Genomic DNA, 20489 nt, shown 5'->3' on the forward strand with positions numbered 1-20489 from the left:
GACGATGAGGTTGATAGGTTCGAGGTGGAAGCGTGGTGACACGTGTAGCTGACGAATACTAATCGATCGAGGACTTAACTAAAATGATATGAGTTTTATGAATCAAAGAAAAAAGTCGTTCGTTGAATAACTTGATGTCCCCATTGCTTATCTAGTTTTGAAGGTATATTCATATAATACTGTTTAAAAAGTACTTGCATTTTTGATGCAATGTGAATATAATATACCTTGTCCCTAAATTTTATATAGTAGGTCTGGTGGCAATAGCGGAGAGGTCACACCTGTTCCCATGCCGAACACAGTAGTTAAGCTTTCCAGCGCCCATGGTAGTTGGGGCATTGCCCCTGCGAGAGTAGGACGTCGCCAGGCATTTATCCATTCCACAGTAGCTCAGTGGTAGAGCAATCGGCTGTTAACCGATCGGTCGTAGGTTCGAGTCCTACCTGTGGAGCCATATGGAGAGCTGTCCGAGTGGCCGAAGGAGCACGATTGGAAATCGTGTAAACCGTTACCGCGGTTTCGAGGGTTCGAATCCCTCGCTCTCCGCCACTTTGGATTTATATATAAGGGGCCCGTTGGTCAAGTGGTTAAGACACCGCCCTTTCACGGCGGTATCACGGGTTCGAATCCCGTACGGGTCACCAATTTAATATGGAGGATTAGCTCAGCTGGGAGAGCACCTGCCTTACAAGCAGGGGGTCGCAGGTTCGAGCCCTGCATCCTCCACCATTTTTTATAATAGGATTATTCCTATATTGTCGCGGGGTGGAGCAGTTCGGTAGCTCGTCGGGCTCATAACCCGAAGGTCGCAGGTTCAAATCCTGCCCCCGCAACCAATTTATTTTCTAAGACGTTGAGTGACACCATCGTTAGAAAAAAGTAATACCAAGAGTTCAAACATTTAGTTTATGGTCCGGTAGTTCAGTTGGTTAGAATGCCTGCCTGTCACGCAGGAGGTCGCGGGTTCGAGTCCCGTCCGGACCGCCACTTTTATTTAATAACAATATGGCTCAGTAGCTCAGTCGGTAGAGCAACGGACTGAAAATCCGTGTGTCGGCGGTTCGATTCCGTCCTGAGCCACCACTTTTATATAGTGGAGGGATAGCGAAGTTGGCCAAACGCGGCGGACTGTAAATCCGCTCCCATCGGGTTCGTAGGTTCGAGTCCTACTCCCTCCACCAATCATTTATTCATAAACTATTTCATAGTATTATAGGGGTATAGTTTAAAGGTAGAACTGAGGTCTCCAAAACCTCCAGTGTGGGTTCGATTCCTACTACCCCTGCTTTATCTTTTTTTATATTGTGGCGATCGTGGCGAAGGGGTTAACGCACCGGATTGTGATTCCGGCATACGTGGGTTCAATTCCCATCGGTCGCCCCATTTTATTGGGCTATAGCCAAGCGGTAAGGCAACGGTTTTTGGTACCGTCACGCGCTGGTTCGAATCCAGCTAGCCCAGCCATTTACCATTTATTAGCGGAAGTAGTTCAGTGGTAGAACACCACCTTGCCAAGGTGGGGGTCGCGGGTTCGAATCCCGTCTTCCGCTCCATTTAAGGCGGTATAGCCAAGTGGTAAGGCAGAGGTCTGCAAAACCTTTATCACCGGTTCAAATCCGGTTACCGCCTCCATATTATGCCGGTGTGGCGGAATTGGCAGACGCGCACGACTCAAAATCGTGTTCCTCTGGAGTGCCGGTTCGACCCCGGCCACCGGTATCATAAAAAAAATATAAATATTAATTTAACGCTGATTTTACTTTACATAAAGTAAAATCAGCGTTTTTGTTTGTATTTAGGGCTATACTTTGAATGAAATCGTGTGACAGGATAATTAGAGAACGTTACTCATGTTCCCTTTATTCGTTTAGAAATAGCAAAAGGGGCATGATTATGAGTGACAGAACAATATAACCATATCAGATTATTTATTTGTTAATAGATAGAAAAGGCTTTACAAGTGACGTTATAAAGTAAATTTTATTTTATTGAATAATTGAAAATAAAAACATCATATTCTTCGATGACAGTGGTTAGGCAATTGATAAAAAATCGGATGTTTTTGCCAGATTTGATCTCAGGTTTAACTAATATTTTTAACGTAATTGTAATCGTTAAAATTAATCATATTTACCCCATAGAAACTCTTGAGTGCGGACGCAGCTCCGCCTAGTGCAGATGCATCTGGTCCTAGTCTTGAGGCACTGATTTCACGGTAGTTATTTATTTTTGAAGTTAATCTATCTTCTATTTTACTAATATAAGGTGAATTTCCATTTATGATTGAACCATTTAAAATTATTTTTTCTGGATTAAAGATATTAATAACATTATTTAAACCAATAGCCAAATAGTCGAGGTAGTCGTCTAATATAGCATGGTAAGTTTCATCTTGATCTAGTTCTTTGATTCCGTCTGGTAGAGAAAGAGTAGGGAACCTTTCCAGTAGTTTCGTTGTTAAAATTTTTTCAGATGCATATAACTCCCAACAACCCTGATTACCACAAGCACAAAAATCCCCATTGGATTCGATAATCATATGTCCGATTTCACCTGCAAATCCTTGATAACCACGATAAATTTTATTTTCATTGATAATGCCTAAACCAATTCCCGAGTGTAAAGTGATGCAAAATAAATCAGCTAAGTTATTTTCATAAACCTGTTCCGCGAAGACCGAAAAATTAGCGTTATTATCAACGGAAACTGTTGTCTCAAATGCCTCTACTAGTTTCTCAGTGATATTTATATTGGACCATTGTTGATTCGGAGTAAAAATGATGTCATTTTTATTGTTAACAATTCCGTGAATACCCACTCCAACACCTACAAGTCCAATTGGCTGATAGATTCGGTTAAATTTATTTATAATAGGATTAATTTCATCTATTAATTGGTTGGTAATTTGTCCGAGTTGGGAATCCTTTACTAATACCATTTTATGAAATGGCTTTCCCTTTAACGTTGTAAATATAATGTTGATGTTATCTTCATCAATATCTATACCGATGCTATATCCGGCATCACCATTAATTTCCAATAGAATCGGTTTTCTTCCTCGCGTCACCAATTCTCCTTCACTTTTTTCAATTACAATATTCTCATGAAGAAGGCCGCTTATTTGGGCAGATACAGTTGCTTTATTTAGCCCGGTTATCCTGGCTAGAGTGCTTCTTGATAAGGATCTATTTTTAATGATTTCTTCAATTAGTATTTTTCTATTTAATTTTTTTATATAGCTTGCGTCTCCAGTATCCAATATAAAATCCCCTTACAGATTAATTTAATTTAATCTAATAATTCACTTGAAAAGTAATTCGTTTACCTATATCATAATATATGTAATAGTTTGTTTAGTAAACAAAATAATTAAATTGATTCGAATCGATGAAATGAAAATTCATAATTACGCTTTAAAAATCTGTTGCAAAGGGTGGATGAACGATGAAAACTTTTATAACCGAAGACTTTTTATTGTATAGTGAAACCGCAAAAGAACTCTATCACAACGTTGCGAAAAAAATGCCGATTATAGATTATCATAATCACTTAAATCAAGAAGAAATTCTACAAAATAAGAATTATAACAACATATCAGAAATTTGGCTTGCAGGTGATCATTATAAATGGAGAGCAATGAGAGCTAATGGCATTGCTGAGGATTATATAACTGGGGACAAGAGTGACTACGAGAAATTTTTAGCTTGGGCTAAAACAGTTCCTAATACAATGGGGAACCCATTATACCACTGGACTCATTTAGAATTACTTAGATATTTTGGAATTGATGAAATCTTAAATGAAGAAACTGCACCAGCCATTTGGGAGGAAGCAAATCGTAAATTGGCAACTCCTGAATTGTCAGTTCGTTCAATTTTGGAAAAAGATAAGGTCGTTTTTGTTGGTACAACCGACGATCCTACTGATGATCTGCAGTATCACATTCAACTTCGAGACGAAGAGTTTGCGACTAAAGTATCTCCTTCGTTCCGACCTGATAAAGGATTAAACATTGAGAAAGACGACTTTCTTGATTGGGTGAAAAAGCTAGCGGAAGCTGCCAATACCTCTATTGATAATTACGATACTTTTCTTGATGCCTTAGCACAGCGTGTGGATTATTTCGATCAACAAGGCTGTCGAAGTTCCGACCACGGGATTAATGTTATGTTCTATCAAGAAGGAACAAAGAATGAAGTAGCATCCATCTTCCAAAAGCGTTTAAATGGGGAGGAGCTATCTGAAAAAGAAATAGATCAATTTAGAACCTATACATTGGTATCTCTTGGTGAGTTGTACGCAGATAAAGGTTGGGTCATGCAATTACACATGAACCCGCTTCGTAATAATAATACGCGCATGTTCAATAAGGTTGGCCCTGACAGTGGCTTTGATTCAATCGGAGATCGTCTTCTTGCTGAGCCGTTATCCAACTTCTTAGATGCATTAGAGGTAAAAGATAAATTGCCAAAAACAGTATTATATTCTCTAAACTCTAGAGATAACAATGTGTTAGCGGCAATGGCAGGAAATTATCAAAATGATGAGATACCAGGTAAAGTTCAATTCGGAACCGCATGGTGGTTCAATGATCATATTGACGGGATGGAAGACCAGCTAAAAACACTAGCTAATACAGGTTTAATCAGTAACTTTATTGGTATGTTGACAGACTCAAGAAGCTTTCTTTCATTTTCACGTCATGAATATTTCAGAAGAATACTATGTAACTTGATTGGAACTTGGGTGGAAGAAGGCAAAGTACCAAATGACAAGGAACTTCTTGAAACTTATGTGAAAAATATCTGTTATTCTAACGCAGAACGTTATTTTACTATCTAACAAGAAACAGCTTTAAGTTAATTATAATCACAATTTAATATAAAGAGAGGAAATCAGTTATGTCAAAACAACAAATTGGTGTAGTCGGCTTAGCCGTTATGGGGAAAAACTTAGCACTTAACATTGAAAGTAGAGGTAATTCGGTTTCTGTGTTTAATCGCTCATTTGAGAAAACGGAGAACTTTTTAGCTAATGAAGCTGCTGGAAAGAATTTCTTTGGTGCAAACACGATTGAAGAGTTTGTTCATTCTTTAGAAAAACCACGCAAGATCTTGTTGATGGTAAAAGCTGGTGCAGCAACAGATGCAACGATTGAATCATTAAAGCCATATCTTGATAAAGGTGATATTCTTATTGATGGTGGAAACACATTCTACAAAGACACAATTAGACGTAATCAAGAATTAGATGAAAGTGGCATTCACTTTATTGGTACCGGTGTATCAGGAGGAGAGGAAGGCGCGTTAAAAGGTCCTTCAATTATGCCTGGTGGTCAGAAGGAAGCCTATGATCTTGTTGAACCGATATTAACTGCCATTTCTGCAAAGGTTGAAGGTGAAGCTTGTTCAACTTATATCGGGTCAAATGGAGCCGGTCATTATGTGAAAATGGTTCATAATGGAATTGAATATGGCGACATGCAATTGATTTCTGAAGCATATTTCATTTTGAAAAATGTTCTAGGCTTAAATGCTGCCGAACTTCATGAAGTGTTCTCTGAATGGAATAAGGGAGAGCTAGACAGCTATTTGATTGAGATTACAGCTAACATCTTTACCAAAATCGATGAAGAAACAGGTAAGCCACTTGTGGATGTTATATTAGACACAGCAGGACAAAAGGGTACTGGTAAATGGACAAGTCAAGATTCGCTAGATTTAGGTGTTCCACTTCCAATTATTACTGAATCCGTATTTGCTCGCTTTATTTCTGCTATGAAAGAAGAACGTGTAAAGGCTAGCAAGATTTTAACTGGTCCAAAAACGACTAAGTTTGAGGGGAACAAAGAAGAGTTAATCGAAGCGGTACGAAAAGGACTTTATCTGAGTAAAATTGTTTCTTATGCTCAAGGCTTTGCGCAAATGCGTGCTGCCTCTGATGAAAATGATTGGAATCTTCGTTATGGAGACATTGCTATGATTTTCCGAGGCGGCTGTATTATTCGGGCACAATTTTTACAAAAGATTAAAGAAGCATATGATCGTGAGCCTAAGATAGCTAATCTTTTATTAGATTCTTATTTCAAAGATATTGCCCAGAACTATCAATCTTCATTGCGTGAAGTACTAAAAGTAGCAATTGACCAAGGTATTCCGGTACCAGGATTCTCAAGTGCTATCGCATATTATGATAGTTATCGTACTGAAACGTTGCCAGCTAACTTAATTCAAGCCCAACGTGATTACTTTGGTGCCCATACGTACCAACGTATCGATAAAGATGGAGTTTTCCATACAAACTGGATGTAAGTTGAAGTATGTAAAGGGATTCGGAGCTCAAAATACTCCCATTAAAATAAAATATCCCCCATCAGGGGGATATTTTACTAATGATGTTGTTATTTAGTTTCAATCGGTAGAAGTCTATCAGAAAGCTCTAAACTTAGTTCTGGTATTTCTAAGAATTTTTTTATACCAAAGGCACAAGCACCCATAATAGATGCATTTTTACCAAGGTCTGAGATTACTAATTCACGGTATTGACTCACTGAAGAAGTTAGATTCGCTTTGATTTCTTCAATTGCATTAGGATATAGGTGTAATAGTTCACTGTTAAGCACAATTGTTTCAGGATTATATAAGTTAATGATGTTATTGAGTCCAATAGATAAGTGTTTTATAAACCTGTTCATGTGTTCGCATACTTCAGGTTCCCTTGTGTTAATCCAGTGTTGGATATCTTGATAGCCAATATCCTTTTTATTCATTTTCTGAGATAATAAGGAGAACAGGCTGGCTTCCGATGCGTATAGTTCCCAACACCCTTTATTTCCACACTTACAAGGCAAGCCATCAGGGAATAACACCATGTGTCCCATTTCTCCGGCGTATCCATGGTAACCTTTAATCACTTCGCCATCCATGATGATTCCAAGACCTATCCCGGAATACATGCTGATGCATAACAGATTATCTGAATGGTGGTGTTTGAAAATTTTCTCTGCAAATGCGCACAGGTTCGCATTGTTTTCAATATGTACACTGATTTCTATATCTTTTTCAAGGTCAGCCTTTAAGTTCTTATTCCGCCATTGGTGTTGGGGAATAAAGAAAATAGTTTCGTCCTTACCAACAGTGCCATGGATTGCAATTACGACGCTAACCAACCCGTATCGTCTGTCAGCAGATTTTATTTGGTAACTTTTGATTTGATTTGCTATTAATTCACGGATCTCATCGTAGTTTGAGGAATTTAGTTCATAAGTATCTGAAAACAATGGGAATCCTAATAAATCAGAAAGTGTATAGGTTATTTCTTTATAATCTAGATCAATGCCTAATACACAGCCCACTTTGCGATTAAGGGAAAGCATAATTGGTCGTCTTCCTACAACGTTATGTTCTTGTTGGGTTTCAAAAATAAGCTCTGTGTCTAATAATTCAGCAACTTGAACAGAAATGGTTGCTTTGTTTAATCCGGTGACCTTAGATAATTCTGCTCTAGATATCATGCCATGTTCGACAATTTTACCTAGAATAAAATTTCTGTTTAATTTTTTTATATATGCACCATCGCCAGTGACCATGGTTATCCCCCTTTGTTTTAGAAAAGTTAAAAGAAATTAATGTTAATCGTATTTATAAATGAATGAAAGAGAGAATAATTAGCTACAAGTGTAGGTTAGATGTGACTAACCCAGAGACTACCTTATTAGAAGCCATGACTCTGAAGTTTTATAGAATTAGCAATTACAATGATGAAAAAAAGAACATCGTAAGTGCTGAAAGGGGTTTCATTCCTTTTATGTCACATCATAACTTATTTTATAATAACATACTTTAATTCACAACTTTATTAAGGTTAGGGTTAGACTTATGCTAAGTTGTAAATTGAAAAATAAAAATAACAATTATATATACGGAAAAGAGGTAAACACATGAAGACACTCTATTTTGATTGCTTCTCTGGAATCAGTGGTGACATGGTTATCGGTGCGCTTTTAGATGCAGGTGCAGACTTTGGTAGATTAGAAAAGGAATTAAAGAAACTCGAAATAGAAGAAGAGTATAAGTTACAACAAAGTAAAGTGGTGAAGAACGGTATTACAAGTACAAAATTTGACGTTGTCTTAAGCGATAAAAATCAGCCGTACCATCATGGACATAGTCACTCTGAAGAGGCCGACCATAAGCATTCGCACAGTCATGCACATACCCATAGCCATACTCATACACATACTCATTCTGATGAAGCCGGACATCAACATTCACATACCCATCACCATCATGATGATGGTCACCATGAACACTCACATCATCACGATCATGACGGGAACCATGACCATTCTCATCGTTCCTATCAAGATATAGTAGCTATCATAAAACAGGCTGGTTTTACTGAACAGGTTGAAACGATGGCTTTGAAGATTTTCAAGAAAATTGGAGAAGCTGAAGGCCATATTCACGGATTACCGTTGGAAACAGTACATTTTCACGAGGTAGGAGCAGTTGATTCAATTGTTGATATTGTCGGAACGGCTATCTTAATTAATGAATTAGAGATAGAAGTTATTAAATCATCACCAGTGGCGGTTGGTTCTGGAAAGATACATATTGATCACGGAGTATATCCGGTGCCAGCTCCTGCAACGCTCGAAATTTTAAAAGGGATTCCTATTCAGCATAGTGAGTTGAAAGCAGAACTAGCAACGCCTACAGGAGCAGCGATAGTAGCTGTCTTGGCTGAGGAATTTGGAACCATTCCTTCTATGGAAGTAAAATCAATTGGCTATGGAGCGGGAACTAAAACATTTCCAATGCACCCGAATGTTCTTCGAGTAATTATTGGCGAAGAAGTAATTTAGTTTTGTTTTAGTGTGACGCAAAATCTATAAAGTGCGACTTAACCAAGACCACTTCAGAAATACACTGCGCTTTACGCGGACGGCTGTTGAGCCTCCTCACGCTGCGCACTCCGGGTCTTACCTATGCCTTTCCATCGCGCAGGACTTGAATTTTACTTCTTGAAATCAACATCGCACGAAGAAAATGGATGCGTATTTTCAAGGAGTCTACGTATTCTGACTACACTGGTATTAGTGTTCTAATTATCGAGGAGTAAAGCCTATGGTTTTCTGTGGAAAGGATTTTTCCCTTAAACATAAAGCTATTCTAAGATGTAGAACTAAACTAACTACAAGATGGTGATGGAGTGGAGGGCAGTCGACTCCAGCGGGAAAAGCGACGGCTGAAATCCCGGAGGAAGTTGAAGCGTTGCCCGCGGAAAGCGACTGCCTAGAGCGTAAATCAACTAGTAGCTACACTACGTCGCAATTCACATCTACTGCGAAGGTAAAAAAGATATATTTTTATCAACAATGAGCCGGTTAAGGTTAAAATAGGACGAGCAAGGGAAGGTTTGAACAATTATGACAACAAGCTATTTATCTGTATTGTTTTTAGGTTTTATACTAGGTATAAAACATTCGTTAGAGCCTGATCATGTTATTGCTGTATCAACAATTGCAAGTAAAAGTAAAAAGCTTTGGCAATCAACATTAGCAGGAGTTTATTGGGGAATAGGACATACAATTACGCTCTTTATTATCGGAATCATCTTCATTCTTGCAAAAGGAGAATTCTCAACGGTGTGGGCGATGTCACTAGAGTTTGTTGTTGGAATTATGTTGGTTTATCTAGGTATATCAAGTATGTTTTTTTATAAAAGTTATCTAGATAAACACCAAGATGGCGATAAAACGTCACTATTTAAATCCATGTTTATCGGATTAGTCCATGGATTAGCAGGCAGTGCAGCTATGATTTTACTAACCATGTCTTCGGTCTCTACTGTGTGGGAAGGTTCGTTGTTTATCTTAATATTTGGTGTTGGTACTATTATCGGAATGCTAGGGTTTACTACTTTACTTGGAGTACCATTTGTAATTAGTAAAGGCAAGTTAGGAGTTAACAGATTCCTTACCAAGACAGCAGGAGCAGTCAGTTTTTTATTTGGTGTCTATTATATATATAATCTTGGGATTACAGAGGGATTATTTCAGATGTGGATACCCTAATCTTTGATTCAAAGGCGTTAGAAGTTGGTACCAACTAAATATGAAAGAACAATCACCCGTTCTAGTAGTGTAATCCAAACTAATAAATCGGGTGATTTTCTGTTATATATGCAAGAAATTATCTCAAAATATAAATAGAAAAGCACTCTCAGTAAATTAATCTTCTAAAGTAAACAATTTGAAGTAATGATTTTTGTATTCCATCCTTATATACTTAAAACAGCTTCACAGAAAGGAATGGCCTGTGTGAATGAACCATTAGTTGTAGGATATCGCTTTCGAGGAAATAAGTTTGATATAAATTATCATAGTCATCTAGAACATTATGAGATTTACTTTTTTCATGCTGGTTCATGTCGATATTTAATTAACAATCAAATTTATGATTTGAGTCCTGGGGATATTTTGTTAATGGATGGCAAGACACTTCATAAACCAAATGTTGATCCAAGTAGTGAATATGTTCGCAGTGTCGTTCATTTTTCACCACAATGGATCCAAGGTGTATTAACTGAATTGAAGAGTTTAAATTTATTAGAAGTTTTTGAAAAACTACACCATTGTTTAATTCGCACCAATGAAAATGAAGAATCAAAACGTTTAGAGCATATCATTTGGCGACTGACAGAGTTACAAAACAATTTTAAACGCTACAATACACAGGTAGAAGCTGAAATGAAAGTGTTAGTAATCGAAATGCTAATAATCGTAAATAGAATTGGTCAAGTCGATTCAAAGAAGATTTTAAGCAGTAGAACTGAAAAAACAGAGCATGCAGAAAATATAGCAGCCTATATCCAAAACCATTTTATGGAGAAATTGACGTTAGACGAATTAGCGGAAGCACTTAACCTAAGTAAGTCATATGTCTCCCATGTATTTAAGGAGATGACAGGATTTACAGTGATGGAATTCCTGATGGGATGTCGGTTAACTCAAGTGAAGTTTTTGCTTGAAATGGAGCCGAACAAACCCTTAAAAGATGTGGCATATGAAAGTGGTTTTGAAAGCGTTTCACATTTTAGTCGGTATTTTAAAGAAAAAGTTGGCGTTACAGCGAAAGAATATCGCAGTGTTCGTTCAAAAATAAGCAATTAGGGGAGAATTAATTATGAAAAAAGTGAAACTAGGAATTATTGGTTTTGGTGCACAAGGTAGTGCCTATGCAGGCTTTATTGCAGAAGGTAAAGTTGAAAACATGGAGGTAGGTGCTATTTGTGACATTGATCCTGACAAAAAAGCACTCGCCACAGAAAAACATCCAGATGCACCTTTTTATGATAACTACACGGAAATGATCGAAAGTGGCAATGTTGACGCAATTGTTACTTGTGTTCCACATTACTTACATCCAGAAATGGGTATTGCCGCACTTAAAGCAAATATTCATGCACTAGTAGAAAAACCTGCTGGTGTCTATACAAAGCAAGTTAGGGAATTAAATGAATTTGCCGATACTAAACCAGAATTAACCTTTGGCATTATGTTTAATCAACGGACAAATGAACTTTACCAAAAAGTGAAAGAGATCGTTGATAATGGCGAAATTGGTGATATCCGTCGAACAAATTGGATTATTACTACATGGTGGAGACCACAAGGTTATTATGACCAAAGTGCATGGAGAGCTACCTGGGAAGGTGAAGGTGGTGGCGTTCTTGTCAACCAAGCCCCCCATCAACTAGATTTGCTTCAATGGATTTGTGGAATGCCGAAAAAAGTTTACTCAAATGTTAAGTATGGCTATCAAAGAGATATAGCGGTAGAAGATGAAGTTACGACAATACTTGACTATGGTAATGGGGCAACAGGTGTGTTTATTACATGTACACATGATGTTATGGGGACAGATCGCTTTGAAATACTAGGTGATAAAGGAAAAATTGTTGTAGATGATAGTAAGAAAGTAACGATAAAGCGCCTTAAGCAACCAGAGTCAGAGATGAGTTCGAATATGAGTATGCAAGATGTGATGGAAATCTTTATGGGCAAAGGTCCTGGAGAATTATATGATGAAGAAGTTATTGAGTTTGAGAGTGTATGGGGTGCACAACACACCGCAGTGCTTAAGAACTTTGCTGCTAACGTTTTAGATGGTACACCACTAATTGCTCCAGGTAGTGATGGAATTCATGGTGTTGCATTTGCAAATGCAATTCATCTATCTAGTTGGTTAGGTAAAGAAGTAGAGCTTCCAGTTGATGAAGACCTGTATTTGGCCGAGTTAAATAAAAAGATAGAGGAAGAAAAACGTACTCCAATTGAAAAATAGATAAAATTTTGTTCATTTAAAAGGTTAAAGGGATTCAGGAAGATAAGCAACTATTATCTAAGAATCCCTTTACTTTACTTAACTTAAATGTGATTAACTCGTTTAAAAGGGGGGTTAGTATATTGATTAAAGTTGCAGTTGTAGGTCTTGGAGATATTTCCAACATACACCTTCCCGTTATCGAAGCGAATCCCAATGTTGAATTGGTAGCTGTATGTGATAGTGAAGAATCGATGAGAGATAATTGGATAGATACTGGGACAGTGTTTTATGCTGATTATCACGAAATGTTAGCTAAAGAAAGTTTAGATTGCGTACACGTTTGTTTACCACATCACCTCCACTACTTAGCAACAAAAGCTTGTGTGGAAAAGGGAGTACATGTTTTCCAGGAAAAGCCCTTAGATAAAGATTTGGAAAACTCTATCAAACTAGTACAGTTAGAGGAATCAAACAAGGATGTAAAGATTTGTATGTCGTTTCAAAACCGTTTCAATGAAACATTTGTTAAATTGCAAGAACTAGTTGAAAGTGGTAAATACGGTAACGTTACAGGCCTGAAAGGGTTAGTAACGTGGTACCGACCAAAGTCCTACTATGCCGAAAAACCATGGCGTGGGAAAATGGAGAAGGCCGGTGGTGGAGTAATGATTAATCAATCCATTCATACGTTAGATTTAATGCAACTAATCGGTGGTAGGATTGAAAAAATCAGAGGATCAATCGATAAATTACTAGACTATGATATTGAGGTAGAAGATACAGCCACAGCTAATATTCAGTTTGCTAATGGGGCGAGAGGGCTATTTTTTGCCACGATAACAAACGCCTCCAACTCAAGTGTCGAACTTCAAATACTATTAGAAAAAGGAAAGTTTACGATAAAAGATAGCGTTTTAACAGCAATCAATCATCTCGGTCAAAAGGAACAAATTATCGAAGACTCAAAGTTATCTGGTTCAAAGTTTTATTATGGGGCAAGCCATTCAAAATTAATTAATCACTTTTATAGATGTATAGAGAATGATACAGATGATTATATCCATGTTAGAGATGGACTCCCAGCGATGCAGATGATTGATGCAATTTGTAATTCGTCTAAAATAAAACAAGAAATTATGATGGAGGTTTGAAAAATGAAAAAAGGTAAAATTGGGGTTCAAATGATGATGCTTAAACAAAAGGTCGAAGAAATCGGTGCCTATCAAACAATGAAAAAGATAAGTGAACTTGGTTACCACGCTGTCGAAGTTTCACAGATTCCGATGACCAAAGAAAATGTAGGCGAGTTAAAGCGAGCTAGTAAAGATTTTGATATTAAAATTGCTGCTCTTTCTGCGGCTTTAGAACCAATGCTACCTGGTGCACCTGGAGAAACCTTAGTTGATAACTTCGACAAATTTGTTAGTGATTGCAAGGAGTTGGATTGTAATTTCTTGCGTATAGGTATGTTGCCTTTAACCGTAATGGGAGATAAAGAAAAAATTATGGATTTCATTAGTAAAGCGGAAGTAATGGCCGATCGTTTAGCTGAGCATGGAATTGAATTATATTACCATACTCACCATATCGAATTTCAGAGATATGATGGGGAATATTTATTAGACCTTATCAAAAATAATACAACTAGACTTGGTTTTGAACTAGATGTTCACTGGATTCAAAGAGCAGGTGTGAATCCAGTAGAGTTTATCAAAAAGTATAAAAACCGTATTTCTCTATTACATTTAAAAGATTACCGAATAGGGAGTTTAGATATTACAGATGAAGATCTTGAAGACATGGGCAAATTCTTCGGGAAATTTACCAACCTGATTGAGTTTGCTGAAGTTGGTGAAGGAAACCTTGATATGACAGCGATAATTGAAGCGGGTCTTGACAGTGGAGCACAATACTTCTTAGTGGAACAAGATGATACGTACGGCGTGGACCCGTTTGATTGTTTAGAAATCTCTGCTAACAACTTACGGGAATTAGGTTACGCAGATTGGTTCTAAAGGACAATTAGATAAGATAAAAAAACTATGTATCATTCAAAAAACATCAAGGGGGACTAGCTTATGAGTAATGATGGCATGAATTATGCGCCAAAGGGTAAACCGAATCCAGTTGTAAAAGAAGGAGAATTCCCAGTTGCGGTGACTGCACTAGATCATGGACACATTAATGGCATGTGTAATGGATTAATAGAAGCTGGTGCAACATTGAAATGGGTCTATGACCCTAATCCAAAGAAGGTAGAGGAATTTCTTGGAATGTTTCCTAATGTCCAAGTTGCCGAGTCATTAGCACAAATCTTAGAGGATAGTTCAATAAAATTAGTGGCGGCAGCGGCGATACCATCTGAACGGAGTGCTCTAGGGAATAAAGTAATGGAATCCGGAAAAGATTATTTTACTGATAAGACTCCTTTTACAACGATGACTCAATTGGCAGAGACAAAACGCGTGGTAGAACGAACCGGTCAAAAGTATATGGTGTATTTCAGTGAACGTCTTCACGTGGAAGGTGCTGTATTTGCCGGGGACCTTATTAAGGATGGTGCCATCGGACGTGTGATTCAAGTGACTGGTTTCGGACCACACCGATTAAATGCAGCAAGTCGTCCGGATTGGTTTTTTAACAAAGAGCAATATGGTGGGATTTTATGTGATATTGGTAGCCACCAAATTGAACAATTTTTGCATTATGCAGGTTGCGAGGATGCGGAAATTTTGCATAGTAAAGTAGGAAATTATAATAATCCTGATCACCCAGAGCTAGAAGATTATGGAGATGCAACTTTAGTTGGTGATAATGGTGCCACCCAAATATTTAAAGTAGATTGGTTTACACCGGATGGATTGAGCACGTGGGGAGACGGAAGAACCTTTATTACTGGAACAGAAGGAACAATCGAGATTCGCAAATATGTCGATGTAGCACGACAAGATACAGGTGATCATCTGTATTTAGTGAATAAAGAAGGCGAAAAACATTACGAATTATCGGGTAAAGTAGGTTTTCCATTCTTTGGAGAACTGATTAAGGATTGTATTAATCGAACAGAAAACGCAATGACCCAAGACCATGCATTTAAAGCAGCCGAGTTGTGTTTAATTGCACAAGAAAAAGCAATAGATGTGACTAGCTAAGATTCTTAAGAGTTATCTCGGAAAAGAGATAACTCTCTTTCTGACTTTAATATTATCTTCAAAATTAGATGAACCATATAAATATGGGGAAACTTCATTGACTCAAATAGTTTAAAATGATATTCTTAACTTATTAATTTGTTTACTAAACAAATTAATAAGTCTGTGATTAAAAGAAGATTATCAAATAATATTTTAGTTCAAGTGATATAGTAAGGATAATAATAAAAAGTACAGAAACGGAGTGGATATTTTATGGGTATTATTCAAGAACTTTTAAAAGATATTCCCGTTCCAAAAATGGCTAAAGTTAAACAGGAGTTTGATGACTCTCAAGTGGACAATCTTGGTGATGTCTTAAGAGCTGGTTTAGACAAAGAACAAATTAAAAAGACGGTTAGACCAGGCATGGAAATCGCTGTTGCAGTAGGTAGTCGAGGATTGGATCGTCTCGTTGAAACGACTGCCGTTACGGTAAAATACCTGCAAGATTTAGGTGCAAAACCTTTCATTGTCCCATGTATGGGGAGTCATGGTGGCGCCTCAGATGAAGGACAAAAAGCTGTACTGGAACATCTGGGTGTCACAAAAGAGAGTGTTAATGCAGAGATACGCTCTTCAATGGAAGTAATTAAAATTGATGAATTATCTAATGGTTTACCTATCTATATTGACAAGATTGCATCAGAGGCTGATGGGATTGTCGTTATCAACAGAGTGAAACCGCATACTGCATTTCGAGGGCCTGTTGAAAGTGGAATTATGAAAATGATTAGTATCGGTTTGGGGAAACAAAAAGGTGCAGAAGCATGTCACCAATTAGGATTCAAGCATATGGCTGAACATGTACCGGCGATGGCCAAAATAATCATAGATAAAATGCCTATTCTATTTGCTGTCGCAACGGTAGAAAATGCGTTTGATAAGGTTGCAAAAATAGACGTATTGCTTCCTGATGAAATTGAAGAAAAAGAAATTGAGTTACAGAAGCTTGCTAAAGAGTCTCTACCAAAGCTCTTCTTTGAAAAAATAGACGTACTTGTCATTGATGAAATAGGGAAAAACATCTCAGGTGATGGCATGGATCCAAACATCACCGGACGTTACCCAACTCCTTATGCATATGGAGGCCCAGATGTCACAAAAATGATTGTACTTGACTTAACCGAGGAGACTGAGGGAAATGCCAATGGAGTTGGCACAGCGGATTTCACGACTCAGCGTCTCGTCGATAAAATGGACCGAGAAGCAACCTATGCGAATGGCCTTACTTCAACGGTTGTAGGACCGACTCATATATCGACAACATTACCTAATGATTACCAAGCAATCCAAGCTGCAATCAAAACTTGTAATATTCTAGATTTTACTAAAGTGAAAATGGTGCGGATTAAAAACACATTAGATATAGGTGAAATTGAAGTGTCAGAATCATTGCTTGACCATGTTAAAGAACATCCAAATATGACACAGGTCTCCAATATCTATGAGATAAACGTTGATAGTGACGGTAATTTGAATTAAATAATAGGGGGAAGATAAGATGAATAATCTATTTGACTTAACAGGTAAAACAGCAGTAGTTCTAGGGGGAAATGGTGTGCTTGGTAGTTCTATGGCTAAAGGACTTTCCGAGCATGGTGCAAAAGTAGCTATAGTTGGACGTAATATGGAAAAAGCGGAAATGGTAACGAAAGAAATTGAGGCAAATGGGGGAACAGCAAAGTCTTTCCAAGCAGATGTAAGTTCTCGTGAATCAATCAATAAGCTTGTAGAAGCAATTGAAACTTGGTCAGGAGGATGGGACATTGTTCTTAATGCGCCTGGTACAAATAGCGCAACACCATTCTTGGAATTAGAGATGGAGGAATGGGATAATATCATGGACGTTAACTTAAAGGGACTTGTCTTTACTACACAAGCCTTTGCTAAAAGAATGATTGAGCTAGGAAGAAAAGGAAATTTTATTAACATATCATCTGTATCTTCAACTACACCACTGTCAAAAGTGTTTACCTATTCAGCATCAAAAGCGGGTGTAAATAGTGTGACACAATTCTTAGCAAAAGAATTTGCTCCGCACGGAATTCGAGTTAATGCAATTATTCCTGGGTTTTTCCCAGCTGAACAAAACCGTAAGATTTTAAGTGAAGAACGGATTGAATCCATCATGAATCATACACCAATGGACCGTTTTGGTGACCCCGAGGAATTACAAGGGGCAGCAGTTTACCTTGCATCTGATAAAGCATCAGGCTTTGTAACAGGATCACTTCTAAGAGTTGATGGCGGATTTGGTAGTATGACAATCTAACTTATCATATATATGTTTGTAGATAGAAGTTTTCAGGATGGAAGGAAATGAAAGCGATGATTAATGAAAAATATGAAAAATTAACATCTATTCTACAAGATATGAACCAGGTGGTTGTAGCCTTTTCAGGAGGGGTGGATAGCACTTTCTTGCTTAAAGTAGCAGTAGATACATTAGGCAAAGCTAACGTGTTAGCTGTCACTGCCGATTCTGAGACCTATCCAACTAGTGAATTATTAGAAGCCAAAGAATTAGCTGAACTGATTGGCGCTAATCACCAAGTAGTTGAAACATCAGAGCTTGCGATTCCGGGTTATACAGAAAATGATAAGAATCGCTGCTATTTCTGTAAAAACAGTTTATTTGATCATTTAATTCCGATTATGTCTGAAAAGGGTTTCCGTAACGTTATCTATGGTGTGATAGCCGATGACCTGAGTGAATATCGCCCTGGTATGAAAGCGGCAAAAGAGCAAGGGGTTAGGGGGCCTTTACAAGAGGCTAATTTATTCAAAGAGGAAATAAGACAACTTTCCAAAGAAAGAGGTTTACCGACATGGGATAAACCTTCATTTGCTTGTCTATCTTCCAGGATTGCCTATGGAGAAACGATTACTCAAGCAAAACTAACAAAGGTAGATAAATCAGAAGCATATTTGAAATCGCTAGGTATTCGTCAAGTGAGAGTGAGAACTCATGAAGAAATTGCTAGAATAGAAGTGGAACCGAAGGATATGACTATCGTGTTAACGAATCACGGAACTATATCGGAAAAACTTCAGGAATTTGGATACAAATATATAACGATGGACTTGATTGGCTATAAGAGCGGTAGTATGAACAAAATATTGTCAAGCTGAATCGGGAAGTAAGGCTTTGGGCTAAAAGCTCAAGGCCTTTTTAATAGAAAAAATGCTAAGGGGGTTACTACCTTGAAAGAATTAGTTATTGGCCTTGATATGGGTACAACCAGTGTCAAAGCAGTTATATTTGATTTAGACGGAAACCTAGTTGAAGAAGCGGAAAAAATGATCACCTCTTTTTATCCTGAGCCCGATTGGGTTGAACAGGACCCAATTGAAATTGAAAGGCAGTCACTGGCTGCAATAAAGGATGTCGTGGCAAAAGCTGGTGTAGATAAAAATGAATTATTAGGACTAGGAATTTCATGTGCAATGCACTCACTTATTTGTGTGGATGAAAATAATGACCCACTCTCACAGATGATCATTTGGGCAGATGGTAGAAGTAGTGAACAAGCAGAAAAGCTTAACAAAACAATTGGAAAAGATATTTATATGAAAACAGGTACTCCAATTCACCCAATGTCCCCTATGCTTAAGCTACTTTGGATGAAGGAAACAAATTACGAGCCATATCGAAATGCTGCTTTTTTTATGTCGATGAAAGAATTTTTATTGCAGAAATGGTTCGGCGAAAGAGTGATTGACTATTCAATGGCTTCTGCATCTGGTCTAATGAACGTAAAGAAGTTGGAATGGGATGAAGAAGTGTTGGAATTAGTAGGTGTTAACGTAGACCAACTGTCTAGGATTGTACCTCCAACGGAAATACTAACAGGGATAGATGAAGCTATTGCTGCTGAAATGAACATATCTTTAGACTTGCCGTTTGTAATTGGAGCTGCTGATGGTCAATTGGCAAACCTCGGAAATGGTGCGATTTCACCAGGTGAAGTGGCTGTATCTGTCGGGACAAGCGGTGCAATCAGACAATTCACCAATGGTGCACCGATAAATGAAAAACAGGAAACGTTTACTTATGCATTTACGGCTGATACTTCTATTATCGGTGGAGCAACCAATAATGGTGGTATTGCTTTACAGTGGTTGAAAGATCTCTTAGAGTTTGATGGAAGTCATGATGAGTTTCTTGCTGACGTAGAGAACATTGAGGTCGGCGCTAATGGCATTCTTTTCCTGCCATATGTAAATGGCGAAAGAGCTCCATTATGGAACCAAAAAGCAAAAGGGAACTTTTTTGGGCTAAGCATTGGCCATAAAAAAGAGCATTTGGCACGTGCTGTACTTGAAGGAATAACATTTAATCTATATCAAATTGGCAAATCATTAGAAGAAGTAGCGGGCAAGCCTGAAAGAATAAGTGTGAACGGTGGATTATCTAAGTCCCCAGTATGGGTTCAAATAATGGCTGATGTATTCGGTAAGGAAATTCACCTTTCGGATACCCACCACAATGCAGCATGGGGAGCAGCGTGGACTGCTTTAGTTGGGATTGATAAGGTTGACTCTTTTGAAGCGATTAAGGAGAATATTCCAACTGGAAAAATAATTCAGCCAAATCACAGCAATCATGAAACATATAAAGCAATATATGAGAAGTATGAAAAAATATCACGAGATTTATCTGTTTATTTTAATTAATAGGAAAGCTGTTTTCTAATAGATTGTTGTTTTGACGCAAAATCTATAAACTACGAAGTAGTATCTTTTATCACTTACACTAATTAAAGTTGAATGCTTATATGCCGTTCCGTCAGAATACTTCGCTTTCCATGGGCACGGCCTCAGCCCAATGTCATCAAGGTAGTCTTACAAATTATGGTAGTTAATTAGTTATTATTATTCTGAATTAGGCTGAAAAGCACTTGACTTTTCAAAAGCACCCCAATAATCGTTTTGAACACTACTTTTTAGGTGTATCAAAATG

General features: G+C 37.7%; 15 protein-coding genes, 14 tRNA genes and 2 rRNA genes. 29 read left to right on the forward strand and 2 right to left on the reverse strand.

Features of this window, described 5'->3' with window-relative positions; all coding sequences use genetic code 11:
• From GH741_RS20990 to GH741_RS21065, 16 genes are all read left to right on the forward strand, one after another.
• A 23S ribosomal RNA gene (locus GH741_RS20990) occupies positions 1-82 on the forward strand; the annotation flags it as partial.
• A gap of 171 nt (positions 83-253) precedes the next feature.
• A 5S ribosomal RNA gene (gene rrf, locus GH741_RS20995) occupies positions 254-369 on the forward strand.
• A 10-nt stretch (positions 370-379) separates the two neighbouring features.
• Positions 380-454 (forward strand) — tRNA-Asn (locus tag GH741_RS21000).
• A 3-nt stretch (positions 455-457) separates the two neighbouring features.
• Positions 458-549, forward strand: a tRNA-Ser gene (locus GH741_RS21005).
• A gap of 20 nt (positions 550-569) precedes the next feature.
• A tRNA-Glu gene (locus GH741_RS21010) sits at positions 570-644 on the forward strand.
• A gap of 9 nt (positions 645-653) precedes the next feature.
• Positions 654-729: transfer RNA gene (locus GH741_RS21015), tRNA-Val, on the forward strand.
• Positions 730-759: 30 nt separating this feature from the next.
• Positions 760-836: transfer RNA gene (locus GH741_RS21020), tRNA-Met, on the forward strand.
• Positions 837-910: 74 nt separating this feature from the next.
• Positions 911-987, forward strand: a tRNA-Asp gene (locus GH741_RS21025).
• A gap of 20 nt (positions 988-1007) precedes the next feature.
• A tRNA-Phe gene (locus GH741_RS21030) sits at positions 1008-1083 on the forward strand.
• A 12-nt stretch (positions 1084-1095) separates the two neighbouring features.
• Positions 1096-1181 (forward strand) — tRNA-Tyr (locus tag GH741_RS21035).
• 33 nt (positions 1182-1214) lie between these two features.
• Positions 1215-1285 (forward strand) — tRNA-Trp (locus tag GH741_RS21040).
• Between the two features lie 22 nt (positions 1286-1307).
• Positions 1308-1383: transfer RNA gene (locus GH741_RS21045), tRNA-His, on the forward strand.
• A 6-nt stretch (positions 1384-1389) separates the two neighbouring features.
• A tRNA-Gln gene (locus tag GH741_RS21050) sits at positions 1390-1464 on the forward strand.
• 14 nt (positions 1465-1478) lie between these two features.
• Positions 1479-1553: transfer RNA gene (locus GH741_RS21055), tRNA-Gly, on the forward strand.
• A gap of 5 nt (positions 1554-1558) precedes the next feature.
• Positions 1559-1632 (forward strand) — tRNA-Cys (locus GH741_RS21060).
• A gap of 6 nt (positions 1633-1638) precedes the next feature.
• Positions 1639-1719, forward strand: a tRNA-Leu gene (locus GH741_RS21065).
• A 364-nt stretch (positions 1720-2083) separates the two neighbouring features.
• On the opposite strand, the gene GH741_RS21070 is transcribed toward GH741_RS21065, so the two are convergent.
• Positions 2084-3259, reverse strand: coding sequence for an ROK family protein (locus GH741_RS21070; RefSeq protein WP_153738717.1), 1176 nt, complete (start codon positions 3257-3259; stop codon positions 2084-2086).
• 185 nt (positions 3260-3444) lie between these two features.
• Here GH741_RS21070 and uxaC point away from each other — a divergent pair, with 185 nt between their 5' ends.
• The gene (gene uxaC / locus GH741_RS21075; protein WP_153738718.1) at positions 3445-4842 is read left to right on the forward strand and encodes a glucuronate isomerase; all 1398 of its coding nucleotides are present in this window, start codon (positions 3445-3447) and stop codon (positions 4840-4842) included.
• Positions 4843-4901: 59 nt separating this feature from the next.
• Positions 4902-6311, forward strand: a complete 1410-nt coding sequence (gndA, locus tag GH741_RS21080; protein WP_153738719.1) for an NADP-dependent phosphogluconate dehydrogenase — start codon at positions 4902-4904, stop codon at positions 6309-6311.
• A gap of 89 nt (positions 6312-6400) precedes the next feature.
• Here gndA and GH741_RS21085 read toward each other — a convergent pair whose 3' ends face one another.
• Positions 6401-7588 carry an ROK family transcriptional regulator gene (locus GH741_RS21085; protein ID WP_153738720.1) on the reverse strand — a complete coding sequence of 396 codons (1188 nt, stop codon included), beginning with the start codon at positions 7586-7588 and terminating at the stop codon, positions 6401-6403.
• Positions 7589-7939: 351 nt separating this feature from the next.
• Between GH741_RS21085 and larC the strand changes: the two genes are divergently transcribed.
• The 11 genes from larC (at position 7940) to GH741_RS21140 (ending at position 20203) form a co-directional block, all read left to right on the forward strand.
• Positions 7940-8866 carry a nickel pincer cofactor biosynthesis protein LarC gene (gene larC / locus GH741_RS21090; RefSeq protein ID WP_153738721.1) on the forward strand — a complete coding sequence of 309 codons (927 nt, stop codon included), beginning with the start codon at positions 7940-7942 and terminating at the stop codon, positions 8864-8866.
• 564 nt (positions 8867-9430) lie between these two features.
• Positions 9431-10078 carry an urease accessory protein UreH gene (locus GH741_RS21095; protein ID WP_153738722.1) on the forward strand — a complete coding sequence of 216 codons (648 nt, stop codon included), beginning with the start codon at positions 9431-9433 and terminating at the stop codon, positions 10076-10078.
• A 186-nt stretch (positions 10079-10264) separates the two neighbouring features.
• Positions 10265-11176 (forward strand): AraC family transcriptional regulator, encoded by a 912-nt coding sequence (locus GH741_RS21100; protein ID WP_153738723.1) that lies wholly within the window; start codon positions 10265-10267, stop codon positions 11174-11176.
• Between the two features lie 13 nt (positions 11177-11189).
• Positions 11190-12350, forward strand: coding sequence for a Gfo/Idh/MocA family protein (locus GH741_RS21105; protein WP_153738724.1), 1161 nt, complete (start codon positions 11190-11192; stop codon positions 12348-12350).
• A gap of 122 nt (positions 12351-12472) precedes the next feature.
• Positions 12473-13483, forward strand: a complete 1011-nt coding sequence (locus tag GH741_RS21110) for a Gfo/Idh/MocA family protein (RefSeq protein WP_153738725.1) — start codon at positions 12473-12475, stop codon at positions 13481-13483.
• Positions 13484-13486: 3 nt separating this feature from the next.
• On the forward strand, positions 13487-14347 hold the full coding sequence (locus GH741_RS21115) for a sugar phosphate isomerase/epimerase family protein (protein WP_153738726.1): 861 nt from the start codon (positions 13487-13489) through the stop codon (positions 14345-14347).
• Between the two features lie 63 nt (positions 14348-14410).
• The gene (locus GH741_RS21120; protein ID WP_153738727.1) at positions 14411-15484 is read left to right on the forward strand and encodes a Gfo/Idh/MocA family protein; all 1074 of its coding nucleotides are present in this window, start codon (positions 14411-14413) and stop codon (positions 15482-15484) included.
• A gap of 255 nt (positions 15485-15739) precedes the next feature.
• Complete coding sequence (locus GH741_RS21125; RefSeq protein ID WP_153738728.1) at positions 15740-17008, forward strand: nickel pincer cofactor-dependent isomerase, group 22; 1269 nt, start codon at positions 15740-15742, stop codon at positions 17006-17008.
• Positions 17009-17027: 19 nt separating this feature from the next.
• Positions 17028-17798 (forward strand): SDR family oxidoreductase, encoded by a 771-nt coding sequence (locus GH741_RS21130; RefSeq protein ID WP_153738729.1) that lies wholly within the window; start codon positions 17028-17030, stop codon positions 17796-17798.
• 56 nt (positions 17799-17854) lie between these two features.
• Entirely contained in the window at positions 17855-18658 is an 804-nt protein-coding gene (larE, locus tag GH741_RS21135) for an ATP-dependent sacrificial sulfur transferase LarE (protein ID WP_153738731.1), read from the forward strand.
• A gap of 72 nt (positions 18659-18730) precedes the next feature.
• Complete coding sequence (locus GH741_RS21140) at positions 18731-20203, forward strand: gluconokinase (RefSeq protein WP_153738730.1); 1473 nt, start codon at positions 18731-18733, stop codon at positions 20201-20203.
• Positions 20204-20489 lie beyond the last annotated feature (286 nt).

It is taken from the genome of Aquibacillus halophilus (genome assembly GCF_009649745.1).
GTDB lineage: Bacteria > Bacillota > Bacilli > Bacillales > Amphibacillaceae > Aquibacillus > Aquibacillus halophilus.